The organism is Virgibacillus sp. NKC19-3 (genome assembly GCF_019837165.1).
GTDB classification, from domain to species: Bacteria; Bacillota; Bacilli; order Bacillales; family Amphibacillaceae; genus Virgibacillus_L; species Virgibacillus_L saliphilus.
The window spans coordinates 3123358-3139558 of the sequence record NZ_JAGYHC010000001.1 but is presented as its reverse complement, the minus strand read 5'-3'; the positions used below and the strand labels follow the sequence as shown (position 1 = coordinate 3139558).

Annotated in this window: 13 protein-coding genes and 1 riboswitch; of the genes, 9 read left to right on the top strand and 4 right to left on the bottom strand. The window is 40.8% G+C overall.

What is annotated here, in order from left to right:
* Window positions 1-95 precede the first annotated feature (95 nt).
* A complete protein-coding gene (locus tag KFZ56_RS15120; RefSeq protein WP_255585164.1) occupies window positions 96-437 on the top strand; it encodes an ASCH domain-containing protein in 342 nt (113 codons plus the stop codon).
* A gap of 77 nt (window positions 438-514) precedes the next feature.
* Here the strand turns inward: KFZ56_RS15120 and KFZ56_RS15115 are convergent, their stop codons facing one another.
* Window positions 515-766, bottom strand: coding sequence for a GlsB/YeaQ/YmgE family stress response membrane protein (locus tag KFZ56_RS15115; protein ID WP_222642802.1), 252 nt, complete (start codon window positions 764-766; stop codon window positions 515-517).
* A 292-nt stretch (window positions 767-1058) separates the two neighbouring features.
* Here KFZ56_RS15115 and KFZ56_RS15110 point away from each other — a divergent pair, with 292 nt between their 5' ends.
* Window positions 1059-2201, top strand: coding sequence for a dicarboxylate/amino acid:cation symporter (locus tag KFZ56_RS15110; protein WP_222642800.1), 1143 nt, complete (start codon window positions 1059-1061; stop codon window positions 2199-2201).
* A gap of 172 nt (window positions 2202-2373) precedes the next feature.
* On the opposite strand, the gene KFZ56_RS15105 is transcribed toward KFZ56_RS15110, so the two are convergent.
* Window positions 2374-2628: a GlsB/YeaQ/YmgE family stress response membrane protein gene (locus KFZ56_RS15105; protein WP_222642798.1), complete on the bottom strand. Its 255-nt coding sequence runs from the start codon at window positions 2626-2628 to the stop codon at window positions 2374-2376.
* Between the two features lie 194 nt (window positions 2629-2822).
* Between KFZ56_RS15105 and KFZ56_RS15100 the strand changes: the two genes are divergently transcribed.
* The gene (locus KFZ56_RS15100) at window positions 2823-3293 is read left to right on the top strand and encodes a VanZ family protein (RefSeq protein ID WP_222642796.1); all 471 of its coding nucleotides are present in this window, start codon (window positions 2823-2825) and stop codon (window positions 3291-3293) included.
* Between the two features lie 523 nt (window positions 3294-3816).
* Here KFZ56_RS15100 and KFZ56_RS15095 read toward each other — a convergent pair.
* Both KFZ56_RS15095 and KFZ56_RS15090 read right to left on the bottom strand, forming a co-directional pair.
* Window positions 3817-4035: a DUF2187 family protein gene (locus tag KFZ56_RS15095; RefSeq protein WP_222642794.1), complete on the bottom strand. Its 219-nt coding sequence runs from the start codon at window positions 4033-4035 to the stop codon at window positions 3817-3819.
* The gene (locus KFZ56_RS15090; protein ID WP_222642793.1) at window positions 3993-4610 is read right to left on the bottom strand and encodes a helix-turn-helix domain-containing protein; all 618 of its coding nucleotides are present in this window, start codon (window positions 4608-4610) and stop codon (window positions 3993-3995) included. Before KFZ56_RS15090 ends, KFZ56_RS15095 begins: the two co-directional genes overlap by 43 nt.
* Before the next feature lie 248 nt (window positions 4611-4858).
* Here KFZ56_RS15090 and KFZ56_RS15085 point away from each other — a divergent pair, with 248 nt between their 5' ends.
* From KFZ56_RS15085 to KFZ56_RS15060, 6 genes are all read left to right on the top strand, one after another.
* On the top strand, window positions 4859-6082 hold the full coding sequence (locus KFZ56_RS15085) for an exonuclease SbcCD subunit D (RefSeq protein ID WP_222642792.1): 1224 nt from the start codon (window positions 4859-4861) through the stop codon (window positions 6080-6082).
* The gene (locus KFZ56_RS15080; protein ID WP_222642791.1) at window positions 6079-9168 is read left to right on the top strand and encodes an AAA family ATPase; all 3090 of its coding nucleotides are present in this window, start codon (window positions 6079-6081) and stop codon (window positions 9166-9168) included. Before KFZ56_RS15085 ends, KFZ56_RS15080 begins: the two co-directional genes overlap by 4 nt.
* A gap of 90 nt (window positions 9169-9258) precedes the next feature.
* On the top strand, window positions 9259-10227 hold the full coding sequence (locus KFZ56_RS15075; RefSeq protein ID WP_222642790.1) for a lactate/malate family dehydrogenase: 969 nt from the start codon (window positions 9259-9261) through the stop codon (window positions 10225-10227).
* A 409-nt stretch (window positions 10228-10636) separates the two neighbouring features.
* Window positions 10637-12457 carry a carbohydrate-binding protein gene (locus KFZ56_RS15070; protein ID WP_222642789.1) on the top strand — a complete coding sequence of 607 codons (1821 nt, stop codon included), beginning with the start codon at window positions 10637-10639 and terminating at the stop codon, window positions 12455-12457.
* A gap of 356 nt (window positions 12458-12813) precedes the next feature.
* Window positions 12814-12921, top strand: a riboswitch (SAM riboswitch).
* Window positions 12922-13140: 219 nt separating this feature from the next.
* Window positions 13141-14514: an LLM class flavin-dependent oxidoreductase gene (locus KFZ56_RS15065; RefSeq protein WP_222642788.1), complete on the top strand. Its 1374-nt coding sequence runs from the start codon at window positions 13141-13143 to the stop codon at window positions 14512-14514.
* A gap of 142 nt (window positions 14515-14656) precedes the next feature.
* Window positions 14657-16177 (top strand): sodium:solute symporter family protein, encoded by a 1521-nt coding sequence (locus tag KFZ56_RS15060; protein WP_222642787.1) that lies wholly within the window; start codon window positions 14657-14659, stop codon window positions 16175-16177.
* Window positions 16178-16201: the final 24 nt, after the last annotated feature.

The window sequence follows — 16201 nt, the reverse complement described above, 5'->3', positions numbered from 1 at the left end:
AGAAATCTTCGTGCCATGACTTCTTTTTTAACCAAGAACTGTCTCTGTGCTTCTAGATGCGTATTTGTTATAATGTAAAAAAGGGGAGAATTTCAATGAAGGATAAGAACTATTCGCTTCCGCCAAAAACGTGTTCCATTGAAAGACTTATTACCATTCCAGCAGACATAGATAGAGTAATCAATGGAGAAAAAACAGCAACTCGCAGGAATGGTCGTTATGCAGATATTGATGAGGTCATGGTACTGAAAGACCGCAAGTTTATCATTACAGATGTATATCCGCAAAAACTTGGTGATGTTACAGATGAACATGCTTTGCAGGAAGGATTTCAAAACCTGGAAGAATACAAACAATCGATACTGTCTATACATCCCAGTATGAAATGGAAACCGGAGATAAGGGTATGGGTCCATGAATTTGAGGCAGCAGAATAAATGGAAGCAAGGATGCCTGATTGGCTTTCTTGCTTCCATTTACAGTGGATTACAAACTTCCTGAGCTCCGTATGCAATTACGTGCTCCTCATCGCTTTCAAAATCAAACTTACGATGAATATAAGTACGATGGCGCCAATTAAAGCTGGGAGGATGTAAAAACCACCCATTTCAGGGCCCCAACTTCCTAGTAGGGAGGAACCAATCCATGCTCCTATAAAACCCGCAATAATGTTACCAATTATTCCACCTGGTACATCCTTACCGACAATCAAACTTGCCAACCAGCCTAGAATTCCTCCAACAATTAAACTCCAAATAAAACTCATCATCATTCCTCCTTGTTAATTGATAATGTACTGTAAAGATAACGTGGTATATCGTTTGTAAGCTCCAAGATCTAAAGGGAGTATCAATTCTGATTGTATCGTACGATTAGCGACATTTTTTCCACTCTCCTTTATGCGAGCTTCTTGCTTAATGTACCCATTTTATTAGGCATTATACACCCTGGGGAAATGAGCAGTCTCGGGACTTGTTGTTTCAGAAAATTGTATTGAGTTTGAATAAGCTCTGTGTTAAAGTCATATTGTATATTATAGAAGGGAGGGTGATGAAGATATGAAGTTAATTGTGAAGTTGGCGCTTGGGATTGTGACAGGGATTATTATCGGTTTGATTGTACCTGAATTTATTATTAGAATTATCGTTACGTTTAAAGAGATTTTTGGACAATTTCTTGAATTCACGATTCCGCTTATTATTATCTTTTTTATTGTTAGTGGTATTGCCAGTTTCGGAAAGCATTCAGGGAAGATGCTTGGGTTAACCTCCGCTATTGCTTATTCCTCAACCATACTTGCAGGCACGCTAGCATTTATTGTTGCTATTTTTGTTATACCATTATTAGCTGGTCAGAGTGGTGGTAATGCCGAAGAAGCAGCAGGATTTGAGCCCTTTTTTGAATTTACCATTGATCCGTTAACAGGAGTTATGACAGCATTAGTAGCTGCATTTGTGTTTGGTATTGGTATTACAAGAGTTAATAGCCCAACGTTAAAGTCTTTTTTTGATGAAGGGAAAGAGATAATTGAAAGAATGATATGGAAGATTATTATTCCCGTTTTGCCATTTTATATTGGGAGTATATTTGCAGAACTTGCTGCTGATGGAACAGTCGTAGATACATTAAAGGCATTTGGCTTGGTATTAGTCTCAGCTGTAGCTGTACATTGGGTATGGTTAATTATCTTGTTTACGGTTGCAGGTGCCTTCACAGGTCGAAACCCCTTTTCCGCTTTAAAAACGATGTTGCCTGTTTACTTTACCGGCCTCGGAACCATGTCAAGTGCTGCAACGATTCCAGTTACTGTTAGACAGTCAAAGGAAAATGATGTCAGTGATGGAATAGCAGATTCTGCAGTTCCTTTGTGTGCAACGATTCATTTATCTGGGAGCACCATTACGCTTGTGCTTTGTTCTGTCGCGGTCATGGTAATATCAAATGGCTTATCAATGCCATCGTTCACCATGATGTTACCATTTATTTTAATGCTGGGAATCGTTATGATTGCTGCACCCGGTGTACCTGGTGGTGCGGTCATTGCTGCATTAGGTTTATTAAGTTCCATACTTGGCTTTGATGAAACAGCTTTAGGTTTAATGATCGGCCTGTACATGGCTCAAGATAGTTTTGGTACAGCTACAAATGTAACTGGAGATGGAGCTATTGCCTTAATTGTTGATAAGGCAATGAATCGTTAATCTCCTCAGAGTCATTGTAGCATTATATCTTTTCTCATACATTGACGCTTTCAATAGGTATCCCATTCCTGTTTATGGTGGGGATCGTTTTTGGCTACCAGGGAGCGCAGGGGCAGGGAGGAGTAATGGCAGTTTAACATGTCGTTGCTTTGTAAGCTCCTCCGTTCGCTTTTTACGTACTTTTTCTCATCGCCTTCATAATTAAGCTTACGATGAATATAAGAATAATGGCACCGATTAAGGCTGGAATAATGAAAAAGCCCCCCATTTCAGGGCCCCAACTTCCAAACAAGGAAGAGCCAATCCATGCGCCAATAAAACCGGCGATAATATTTCCAATGATCCCGCCTGGTATATCTTTACCGGCAATTAAACTTGCCAACCAACCTAAAATACCTCCCATAATTAAACTCCAAATAAAACTCATGCTATTTCCTCCTAATGTTTCGTGATTTATTATATAGATTACCTGATTTCGTGTTTGTTAAACAGGAAATAGCGTAAATGCTTATTAGTAAGGAGCAGGAAAAGTACGAGGTGGTTAGCTACTGTTTTTTCCTGGGCTTTTTGAACAATCCTTCACATGATTCTCGAAAAAATAAATAAAAAGGAATCCTTCATATGACTGTGAAAAAAAAGATTGCTTGGACTGCAGTGATTGTATGGATGGGGGTAATCTTCTACTTATCCGACCAACCAGCCACGGAGTCAAATGAGCTGAGTAATAAAATTACGGAAAATATTATAACTATAGTGGATACTATTTTCTCAAGTGTGAATCTAGATATAAATAGTTTTAACCACATTGTAAGAAAGAATGCCCACTTTTTTGCCTATTCAATGCTTGCGGTATTTGTGATAAACGCTTTAAGTAAAAGTGGGATGCGCTGGTATCGGAACTCGATTGTAACGCTTGGGGTTTGTATCATCTACGCTGTATCAGATGAAGTGCATCAACTCGTTGTTCCTGGCAGAAGTGGGGAGTTGAGGGATGTGCTGATTGATAGCGCTGGGGCTTCAGTCGGAATTTGCTTCTATTGGATGGTCACTAAGATATTTGAGCGATGGCGTAGAATGAAGATATGGCAGTGACTTTTATGTCCGCTTTTAAGAACAAAAGCGAAAAGCGCCTGGTTAAAAACGTAGAGACCCCCGCGTTGCAACTGAGATTAGATGAACGTGACTTGTCGCCAATGAATGGCGAAAGTCTACGTGAATCTTATGCTTGGAAAGCGAAAAGGAATCATGCCCCTGCATCAGGGGAGCCGTGAGTTGGCCGGCAAGGCCGTTCTTAGTCGGCCTTCCTTTGTCAAGTGAACCGATGATGACTTTCGCCACAGGCATAAGTGCGACTATGGCTCTGCCTGCGCCTGTCGGCTTGTCAGTCGCCAAGTCTTCTTTATCGTAGGGAGCTCTCGTGTTATCTCCTCGTTTTTGGCGCTTGTAGCTGGACGTAGCCATTAATCAATAATACGTTATGCCCAAGCAAATCATTTTATAATTTCCTAGGCAATAAAAAAGGAAGGTATGACCTATCAAAATTGATGCAAACATCTTCAAGCTGACAAAAACCTTGAGAGGCTATCCCCTCTCAAGGTTTTGTTAATTTGTTCTTTTATTTTGTTCTTTTATCTATAACCCTATATTTATTGTGAGCAACTACCGTGTTAGGGTAACGGTAATTAATGGTTTCCAAATCATTTTCTGAAGAGATTTCAATGATAATACTATTTTTACATTTAGATGGCAGCGTTATTCCCGTTAGAAGTAAATCATCTTTCTTAAATTCCACTAAGTCTCCTGGTGCAGCTTTTTTCTTATCTGGTTGAAACAATCGTGATCCTCCTTTTGTTGTTCAAAAAGCTTCGCGAATGATTCCTTTTTTATTTCGTATTCTTTTGCTGGTGTTTGTTCTTGCTTTAAAGCTTTGATTTCTTGTTTTAAGTTATTTATTTCTTTTGCTTGTTTTTCCATGTCCTTGATTCGCTTGTTTTGTTCATTGTGTTGTTCTTCTAAGGACTTTATTGATTTTTCCTGATCAGCGACATTGGAAACTGTTTTTCCAATTGTTTGCATCACTGTTAAAATATTTTCTTTGTAATTTCCTTGATCTAATGACTCTTGCACATCTTCTATGGTTCGTTCCATTGTGATAGGAGAAATTTTATTTGCTAACATTTCCTTTATTTGCTCCGTCTGATAGTTTTTATTTTTACATGCTTTAATGAATTTTAATGTCTCAATCGCTTCCGGGTGATAATACGTAACGCCCAGCTCTGTTGTTTGCGGGATATGGGTATTAAAATTTTCGATCCAATTTGCTGCCGTATGTTCTGAAACGCCAACAATCTGACATAGCCCGTTGATACTTAACAATTCCAATGTATTCACCGTCTTTCTTTTTGTCATTGTTAGCACTCATTTCTTAGCTTACACCTTTATCCTAATAAGATACATAGGGAGGAATTTGGGATAAATGTGGAAGGAATAAGTAATTTTGTTGCGGAAAAAGCGAACAGTGCCAGGTACCACCCGTATTTTGTCGATTGGTAGTTTCATATCATTTTATGCAAATTAGTTGATGCGGCGTGGTACAATGGATGAAAGTGTAATTGTATGGCGCTTGCTACTAGATTACGTTGAAAGGGGAGAGTGTTGTGAAATTGTTTCATACGGCGGATTGGCATTTGGGGAAGCTTGTTCAGGGAGTATATATGACGGAAGATCAGGATTACATACTTCGTCAATTTATACAGGCGATAAAAGAGGAAAAGCCGGATGCTGTTATTGTCGCTGGGGATTTATACGACAGGGCAGTGCCGCCCACTGAGGCTGTGCAACTTCTGGATGAGGTGTTAGAGACGATTGTGTTGAAATTGAAAACTCCGATTCTTGCTGTTGCGGGCAATCATGACAGTCCGAGCAGGTTGAATTTCGGCAGTAGTATCATGCAAAACAATGGCTTCCATATTGTGGGGAATTTTACGAAGAGTTTACAGCCCATTCGTTTAAACGATACACATGGGGAAGTTCATTTTCACCTCCTTCCTTATTGTGATCCTAGCACTATCAGAAATGTTTATGAAGATGAGAAAATCCGCACCCATAATGATGCAACGGAAAAAATAGTGGAACATATTACAGAAAAAATGGATCCGGAAGCGCGTCATGTGCTTGTCGGACATGCCTTTGTTACGCCATATGGAGAAGAAGAGGCGAACACAAGTGAATCGGAACGGCCGCTCGCCATTGGTGGGTCGGAATATGTGGATGCGCGCCATTTTTCTGCCTTTCATTATACGGCGCTTGGCCATTTACATCAGGCACATTTTGTGTCTAATGAGACGATTCGCTATGCCGGGTCCATTTTAAAATATTCCATATCGGAAGCCCATCATCAAAAAGGATTTCATGTTGTGGAGATGGATGAACACGGAAATGTTACGACACAAAAACGTCATCTGACTCCGATTAGAGATATGCGAACGGTTGAGGCTTCCTTAGAGGAAATTCTCACACATCCGGTGAGTGAGGATTATGTGTTTGTTCGTCTAACAGATGAGGTGCCGGTTCTTTCACCGATGGAAAAAATAAGATCGGTTTATCCGAATGCGATGCACGTGGAACGCAAAAATTTTTCTCTCTCTAGGGCAGCTTATGGAAGCGAAACATCCGTCGAACGTACGAAAATGAGCGATATGGAGCTTTTTCAGTCCTTTTACAAAGAAGTGAAAGGGCAAGAAGCAACGGAAGAAACTAGCGTCATCTTCAAAGAAGTGCTGGATGATCTTGTCAGAGAAAATCATGAAACAGAAAAAGCGGATCGAGCAAAAGTTACCAATTACCCACCAGTAGAAGCGGAAGGAGAAAAAGTGCATTGAAACCACTTAAATTAACATTGACGGCATTTGGACCTTATAAACATACAGAAGTCATTGATTTTAATGATCTGGAGGGGAATCGGTTATTTGTAATTGCCGGGAATACGGGTGCTGGGAAGACAACGATTTTTGATGGGATTTGCTTTGCTTTGTATGGGTCAGCTAGTGGGCAAGATCGGGAAAATAGCATGATGCTTCGAAGTGATTTTGCAGATGATGATACACATACGTCGGTGGAACTTGTATTTGAATTAAAGGAACATACCTATCGCGTGTTTCGGCAGTTGGGACATATAAAAAAAGGGAATAAGTCAAAAACCGGAGAACAATATGCGTTTTTTGAAATAGTGGAAGGACGCGAGTTACCTTGTGTGGATCGCCAAATTGTTTCCGAGATTGATAAAAAAATAGAAGCGTTAATGGGGCTAACCCAAGATCAATTTAAGCAAATTGTCATGTTGCCACAAGGGGAATTTCGAAAACTATTAACTTCCCAAACGGAAAACAAGGAAGAAATTTTGCGCAGGCTTTTTAAAACAGAACCATACAAGCAAATCAGTGAGCGATTGCGAACAAAGAAAAACCATGTCGAAGAGGAGTTTCATCAAGCGAAACAAACGCGGGATAATTATATCGAACATATTCGCGCGAACCTTCCAATGCGGGAAGAATCGCTTCTTTTCCAGGTGTTAGCTGAGTCGTACTATAATGAAAATCAGATAATGAATGGATTGGATGGGGAACTTCGTTTTTATGCTGAACAAATGAACACGGATCAGAAAAAGTACGAAGAAGCATATAAAGCTCATGATCAAAAGCAGACCGAATACCACCAGGCGCAAGCACTAAACGAACGATTTGAAGAACTAAGCCAAAAAGAGAACCAGTTGAAAGAATTACGTAACCAGACATCTTTATACGTCCAGAAGGAAAAACAGCTTGAAGCTGCAACACGTGCAAGCAACATAGTGCCATATGAAAAACAAATGAACGAACGACATGCAGAAGAAAAAGAAAAGAAGAAGATGTTACATGAAACCGAAAATGCAAAGAAGGCAGCTGACGCACGAGTTGAAAAGGTCCAAATTATTTACCAACAGGAAGAAGCGAAGCAGACGGAAAGGGAAGAAAACCGCAGACGCATCGATCGCTTGGAGGAACTTTTACCAATCGTCAAAGAAATAGATGTGAAAAAACAACAGGTACAAGAGCTGAAGAACAAAGCGAAAAATGCTGCGTATGAACTGCAAAAGCTACAAACAGATATCAAAAATACAAAGGCTAAAACGCAAAACGATAATGAACGGATCAAAGCAATGGATCGACAAGTTAACCAATTGCCGGATAAGCAGCAAAAATTAATGGATATGCGCGAGCAAGCAAAAGTGCTGATTGATTTTCTGGAATTAAGCGATAAGCAAGCCAAGCAGAAGAAGGAGGCAACTCGCAGGAAGGAAGCTTTTGAAAAACAAAAGGATACCTATACAACATTGGAGAAAGCGTGGCTTCAAGATCAGGCTCATGTTCTAGCAAGCCACTTGCACGATGGGGAGGCTTGTCCTGTTTGCGGAAGTCACGAGCATCCCAGAAAAGCGACAAGTGAGGCAGCAGTCACAACAAAAGAACAACTTGAAGCAGCAAAGCAGGTTTTAGATGAAAAAGATGAGCTTTACCGAACAGCAGCAGCTGATTTAAATTCCACTACAGCACGAGTAAAGGAGAAAGAACGTGAAGTCGCTTCCTATTCTGTTTCGCTTGATGCGGCCTCAACAACGAAAGACAAGATCGTTGAAGAAGGAAAACGGCTCAAAGTAGAAGTAGATGAGCTCCAAACTATAAGAGAAAAGCTTGCTACATACAAGGAAGACTATGAACAGGCACGTGAAGTTTACGAGCAACTAGAAGCAAAAGAAAAACAGGCTGAGAACGTGTACCAACAAGCGAAAACAACTTATGAAAAAGAACAGGCTGTTTATCAGGAAAGAATGCAGAACATTCCAGAGGAAGTAAGGGTGTTAACTGTATTAGAACAAAAGATAAAAGAAGCGCAAGAGCGAAAAACGCAAATGGAAAAAGCTTGGGAAGATGCTCAAACCAAACTTCAGCAAGCGAAAGAGGAACAGACCAAAGTCGCAAGCAATCTAGTGCATGTAAGCAGACAAGTAGAAGAAACAAAAGCGAAACGACAAAAAGCAGATCAACAATTCACCCATATGTTAATCGATGCGTCTTTTGACGGCGAACAAGTGTACCAACAAGCGAAGATGCGGGAGGAAGATTGGCAACAGTTGAAGGATGATATCGAGCTTTTTAACCAAAATCGATCTACATTACAGGAACAGGTAACGGAATTAAAAGCGGCACTAAAAGATAAACATTATGTGGATTTACAAGGCTTGCAGGAACAATTGAATGCATTAAAACAAGCCTATGAAGCAGCGTTTAAAAAATGGAATCAGTCCAAAGAGTATCACCGGGAAGCGGACGCCTTGAAGGCAAGCATTATGGATGCAAATGCGCAAGCTCGAGAGACAGAAAAACGCTTAGGTGTCATTACGGATTTATATGACGTTATCAGAGGACAAAACGATCGGAAAGTTTCATTTGAGAGGTATTTGCAAATCGAATATTTAGAGCAGATTATTGATGCTGCTAATCAACGCCTGAGGCGCCTGTCCAATGGCCAATTCTTCTTAAGTCGAAGTGACCGTCAGGAATCTCACGGAAGACAGAGTGGGTTAACACTTGATGTCTATGATGCATATACGGGGCAAACGAGGGACGTCAAAACATTATCAGGCGGGGAAAAATTTAATGCTTCTCTATGTTTAGCACTCGGCATGTCGGATGTGATCCAAAGTTTTCAAGGGAATATTTCAATTGAAACCATGTTTATTGATGAAGGTTTTGGTACACTGGATGAGGAATCATTGAATAAGGCAATCGATGCATTGGTTGACCTGCAACAATCAGGTAGGATGATTGGGGTTATTTCCCATGTGCAAGAGCTAAAAACCATTTTTCCGGCAGTATTAGAGGTGAGTAAGACAAAAGAAGGGTCAAGTCGGACACGGTTTGTGGTGTGAGTGGGAATTTTAGGCGAGGACTGTCCTTCTTTGCGCTAACGGCTTAAATAGTGACTTGACTTTTTAGTTAAAAAGAAGGAGGAAGTAAGAATGAAACATAAACTTGCAGTAGTTGGCATTGGGCATGTAGGCTCTTATGTACTTGCCGATGCGATGAAAATCGGGTTGTTTTCAGAAATCGTGGTAATTGATCAAAATAAAGATATTGCATTTGGAGAGGCGTTGGACCAATCCCATGCCACCGCCCTTCCCTCCATGACAAACATTGATGTTTATGCTGGTGATTATGAAGATGTCAAGGATGCTAATGTGATTATTATTGCCGCAGGTCCGAGCATCATCACAACCGAAGAAAATAAAAAACCGGATCGGGCTATGCTTGCAGAAGAAAACGGAAAGAACATCCGTGAAATCATGGCAGGCATCACTCAACATACAACGGAAGCCATTATTATTGTCATCACGAACCCACTAGTTACAATGGTGTATATTGCTGAAAATGAATTTAATTACCCGGAAGGTCGTGTTTTTGGTACAGGAACGATGCTCGATTCTGCACGTTTGCGTTATGTAATAGGATCAAATTATAACATTGCCCCCAATAGTGTTACGGGATATATGATGGGAGAGCACGGGTTGACTGCATTTCCGGTTTTTAGCCGTCTGAATATCCATGGGTTTGGCGAAAAAGAATTGGACGCCCATTTCCAAGGGAAAGAACCCCTTGATCGAAACGTATTTAGTCAAAAAGTTGTTAACGGCGCGTATGATGTCCTAAATGGCAAAGGGTGGACCAATGCAGGGGTTGCTCAAGCAGCCATTACACTCGCAAAAGCCGTTTTGCTAAATGAACGCAGCGTTTATCCTGTGTGTACGACATTGAACGGACAATATGGGTATGATGGCGATATTGCACTAAGCATGCCATGCATCATAGGTGAGAACGGAGTGGAACAGCAATTGGAAATTGAATTAGATGAAGCGGAAATAAAAATGTTGCATGAATCTGCTGCTTATATCCAGCAGACAATGAAAATAGCAGGAACAGGAAAAAGGTAAAGAGGGAACCAAAGGAACTCTTCATCACATTTATGGTTGACAAAATAGATTAACTGTTGATATCGCGCCCGTTACGGAAGTGCACTACGCTTGTCCTCCCCTCCTTTACAGAAGATTTGCTGATTGGCAAGCAGAAAAGGGGTTTTCGCGTTTTCTTCCAGTATTTGTATTTAGTTTCGATCGCATATTTATTCATTTAATTTCAGCCATGGTTTTTAGTGTTGATCTAATTCTTTTTGTTGGCGGATTGGGTATGCTCCCTTTCCGCCTTCTTTTTTAGAAAAAGAAAATATTCTCAACCTTATATATTAATTATATTGAATATATGATATGTTTAATATGATTAAAAATTTTTAAACGAAAGAGAGGTGCACCCAGGACGTAAAAAATATACAGGAGGAATTTAAACGTGAAAGGATTTATACAAGTAATTTTGGCAGCTCTTTTCATGATTGTGCCATTGAATCAAGTTGCCAATGCGGAAGAAACAAATTGTGATGTTGATAAGTGGTTGGAAGAAAGCATTTATACAGAAGGGGACCACGTTTCATTTGATGGGGAGATATATGAAGCCAAATGGTGGACCCAAGGTGAGAAACCGAGTGATTCCGGAGAATGGGATGTATGGACATTGGCCCCCGAATGCTCCAATGATGGGAAAGAAAGCCTGTCCGTTTGGGCAGAAAAAGACACATATGAAGTTGGAGATCGGGTTCAACATGAAGGTGCTATTTATGAAGCCAAGTGGTGGACACAAGGTGAAAATCCAGAAAGTTCCGGAGAATGGGATGTGTGGGAAAAAGTAGATCAGCATGACTTACGTGTGATGTCATTTAACATTTGGACTGGCGGTATAGATGAAACTGTCCATGCTATCGAAGAGGCAGATGCCGATATTGTTGGCGTTCAAGAAGAGGGAGGACTTTTGGATCAATTAGCGGATGAACTTGGTTATTACGCGGACTACAATCAAGAAATCATTAGTCGTTATCCGATTATTGATGTTGGTCACCCTGATTATGTTTATGTTGAAGTTGAACCGGATGAAGTGGTAGCGGTAAGCAATGTTCATTTATTGCATGATCCATATGGCCCTTATGACATAAGAGATGGATTCACAGTTGATCAGGTGATTGGTAATGAACGACACCATATGATGGAAATGCGGTCCCGTTTTGACTCATTAACAGCATTGCAAAACGAGGGTGTGCCGGTATTTCTAACAGGCGATTTCAATGTCCCTTCCCATCATGATTGGACCGAGGAGACAAAGGAAGAAAATTTCAATACGGTAGTTGAATGGCCTGTTTCGAAACAATTAGAGACGCTTGGTTTTCGGGATTCTTATCGTGAAATTCATGAAAGCCCTTTAGAATTTCCGAGTTATACGTGGACACCGGGATATCCCCCTGGGAATGTAAACGAGGATGAGGTTCATGATCGGATTGACTTTGTTTATGCGACTGGATCTTCTATTACAACGAATAGTGAAGTGGTGGGTGAGGTCGGACCATATTCTGATATTGAATTGGATAATTGGCCCTCTGATCATCGCTCTGTCGTCTCAACGTTTACTTCCACTTTAGTGTCTGCGCCAGAAGAGGAAGTAGCTACCTCACAAATGGAGTATGAGATCGGAGAAACCATTGAAGTGAATTTTTATGTAGACGATCAGCCTTCCGAGAAAGATCAAGTCGCTATCTATCCGAAAGGAAGCGATCGAGAGGAAGATCCTATGCTCTGGGCCTATACCGGTTCCAATAGTCAAGAACCCGGGGAGGTCAAAAACGAAGGTACAATCTTTTTTGACGAGGAATCTGTCGTCTCCAGTGAATGGCCACTTCCTGCTGGAGAATATGAAGCTGTATTTCTGGCTGCTGGAGATGAAGAAAGAGCAACAACTTCCTTTAAAGTATTGGAATCAAGTGAATCAGCAAGCTTAAATGTGGAACCTAAGCAAAAATACGGTGAACCAATTAAAGTAGAATGGGAAGATGCTACTGGTTTTCCATATGATTGGGTGGGAATTTACCCAATCGACGAGTCACCTGACGATACAAACTCCTTACAGTGGCAGTATCTAGGAGGAGAACGTCAAGGTTCACTGTTCTTGGATGGTAGCTGGGGAAATACAGATGTGCTTGAACCGGGAGAGTACCGTATTTATATGTTTGAAAATGATGGTTATAGCATTCTTGCATCTACTGAAGTTACAGTGGTTGCTGAATAATAGAGAGGAGGTTGGGACAAAACAAACGTGTTTCATTAAAAAGACGAACATTATCAAACTTAGCGTAGGAAATATGCGGAGACTCCAGCGGGAGAAAAGGCATAGGTGAGACGCCGAAGTGCGATAGCAATCTTTTTTGCGAGGAGTGCTGCCCCTCGAAGCCACTTGCAATACGAAGCGCACAAGGGGGATCACCAGCCGCCCCAAGGTGCGCGAAGTATATTTCCGAAGTGATGTATGTTCGGAATTTATTTGTTAAAAATACTTTTGTCCCATCCTCATTTTTTATTAATTTCGTACTTGACAGTTTTTTCTGTATCCGTTATGATGTGTAGAAATCTTAAAAATTGAATAATTCCTTATCAAGAGTCGGGGGAGGAACTGGTCCTGTGATCCCGCAGCAACCGTTACGTAATCGTAGCACGGTGCTAATTCCAGCAAGCATTTCGCTTGAAAGATGAGACGTGTGTAAATAAATTTTAACCTCTTCCTCATCGGTAGAGGTTTTTTATTTGAAATTGTGCTAGCTGGTATTTCTAATGTGATACACGTATCTTTTAAGCCAAGTAATTCAATGAGAAAAGTAGTATTCATTTTAGGAGGTGAGCAGATTTAATATTTAAAACAGACCATACACAGGTAAGGGGTCATTAAAATCTATGAAAAAAGGAGTAGTTTGCTTTATGACAAAACAAATACATTTGAATGGATTCATCCAAAATTCACCTTCTCCGCATTCCATGGGATTATGGAAACATGAGTTGGATCAGGGAACAAGCCATAACAGGTTAGCTTATTGGACAGAAACAGCCCAGATTTTGGAACGTGGAAAATTTGATGCGTTATTTATTGCCGATGTACTTGGCACATACAGTGTTTATGGAAACAGCCATGGTGCGGCTGCTCGGCATGCAGTCCAACTGCCAGCGCATGACCCGTTAATCCCAATTTCGGCGATGGCTGCTGTCACGAAAAATCTGGGTTTTGCGCCTACGATCTCTGCGACCTATGCACAACCTTATTCACTAGCGCGACAGTTATCAACGCTTGATCATTTAACTGAAGGCAGAATTGCGTGGAATGTGGTGACATCGTATCTGGAAAGCGAAGCAGTTAACCTTGGACTAAAGACTCGTCTGCCCAAGGAACTTCGCTACGACCGTGCGGACGAATTTTTGAATGTTGTTTATAAGTTATGGGAGCACAGCTGGGACAATGATGCAGTTGTTCATGATAAAGAAAATGATACCTATGCAGATCCGGATAAAGTACAGTTGATCGATCATGAAGGTGAATTTTTCAATGTGCCGGGTCCTCATTTAGTAGAACCGTCACCTCAGCGCACTCCGGTTCTTTTTCAAGCAGGGGCTTCTCCAAAGGGGAGAGACTTTGCTGCCAAACATGCCGAAGCGGTGTTTACCAAAAATCATTCATTGGAAGCTTTAAAAGCTTATGTTGCCGATATACGAAAGCGGACAGTGGAGCAGGGTAGGAGACATGAGGATGTACTTGTTTCTCAGTTGATTCTTCCAATTATCGGATCTACGGAAGAAGAGGCTTATCGAAAATATGAAGATTTGACCAATCATGTCAGCTTTGAGGGTACAGCTTCTCTTCTGTCTGGTCATACTGGAATTGATTTTTCCAGATATGATCCGGATCAGTACATTGAAGATATCGAGACAGAAGCGGTTCAGGGAAATTTAGATCTATATACGAAAGACCCGAATAAAAAGTGGACTCTACGAGAAGCTGTTAAAAATCATGGGCTCGGAAATGGTACCGTTAAATTTATTGGAACACCTGAGCAAATTGCGGATCAAATGGAGAAGTGGTCGAAAGAAGGAGATGTGGATGGGTTTACGATTGCTCAAGCTTATTCACCGGATACTTATCGTGAGTTTGTTGATTATGTAGTTCCTGAATTACAGGAACGTGGTATCTATCGGGAGGAATATGAAGGAAAGACCCTAAGAGAAAATATGTTTGGAAAGGGTAATTTCCATCTGCCGGATAATCATCCTGCGAAAAGCGTTGGCATAGTTCAGTCAGAATAATGGACCAAGTAAGATTCAACTAATTAAGGAAAATGGAGGATATGATGTTTACAATTTATTGGATTGCCGTCGTAATATGTTGGATCGTGGGACTTTCAATATGGAATAAAATTTACCCGAAACAAAAAGGTGGGAGAAGTTGATGCTGGGCGGTGATAATAATATATTAATATGGCTGATATTGGGAGCGTTGTTGGGATATTTTCTGTTAACGACTTGGCTGGGAAAACGAGGTGCCGTTCATAGTAAGTCGATGAAAGGTTTTGCCATCGCGAAAGGAAAAGTAAGTCCTTGGATTGTTGGAATCAGTTTTGGGGCAAGCTATGCAAGTGCAAACCTATTTATAGGTGTTCCTGGATGGGCCTATACTTATGGTGCACCAGTACTTTGGTATTCACTGGGATGCTTTGGTGTTTCCTGGATAGGGTTGCTTCTTTTTACCAAAACCTTCTGGGAGCAGGGGCAAAAGAAGGAGGGAAGCCTCACCTTGCCGCAGTGGCTGGGGATTCGATATCAAAGTAAAGCATTACAGGTAGTTGTTGCTTTACTCATTTTATTCAACATTTATTACATTGTTGCTCAAAATGTTGGTTTAGCAACAATGTTTGAAACAATCATAGGGATTCCATACACTTGGGGTGTACTTATAGGGGTAACAATAACTATCGTTTACGTTAGTTTGGGAGGTGCCTTTGCTCAGCTGATCACAGATGGAATACAGGGAACGATCATGTCGGTCATTTCCGTTTTGTTGTTTATTTCGCTGATTTGGTCCATCGGAGGGGGATGGAATGTTTTAGCTAACTTGCAAACGCAAATGGGTACAATCGACAGAAGTATGTTGGCTTTAACTTCACAGGATGGACCATTTCATAGCGCCTTTGCTATTTTGAGCATCCAATGGTTGTTATTTAGTTTTGCTTTGCTTCCTCATCTAATGAATAAAGTGCTGACAGTAAAGAAAAAAGAAGATTTACGTAAATTTACGCTATCTTCTGGAATTACGTTATTTGTCCTATCCACGTTTTCTGTATTTGCCGGTATGGCCGCGCGTATCATGGTTCCTAATCTGTCATCTCCGGATAGTGCAGTACCAGCCTATATTATGGAAGTTTTCCCTACTATTCTAGTAGTCTTGATGGTTGTAGGCATTATTTCAGCTATTTTGTCCACGACAGATAGCCTATATCTTGGGATGACAACAAGTATTGGTAACGACCTTTATAAGGGGTTCGTGGCTCCAATTCTTTATAAAAATAAAAAGCTTCCCAGAAAGAAATTAGATCAACGAGCAGTAAAGGTATCCAGGATTTCACTGATCATCATTGGAGGATTCACGTTATACATGTCCATTGATAGACCGGATTCACTGGCGTTGTTAGCTCAAATTGGCACATCAGCCATTTTAAGTGGAATAGCGGCTCCCATTACACTAAGCTATTTTTGGAAAAAGGCGAATCGTACAGGTGCGTTGGCGTCTGTAGTATTGGGTCCAAGTTGTTTTATGTTTTTAACAGGAACAGGTATGATTGAACAGGTATTTGAAGCAATGTTTTACAGTTCTCTGTTGGGATATACTGTAATGATATCTATTAGTGTTCTGGTTGAGTATTTAGAAAAACAGAAGAAGAAAACGTATTATTTGAAGCGACATGCTAGATAAGGAAGGGCGAGTCACTTCCCAGTT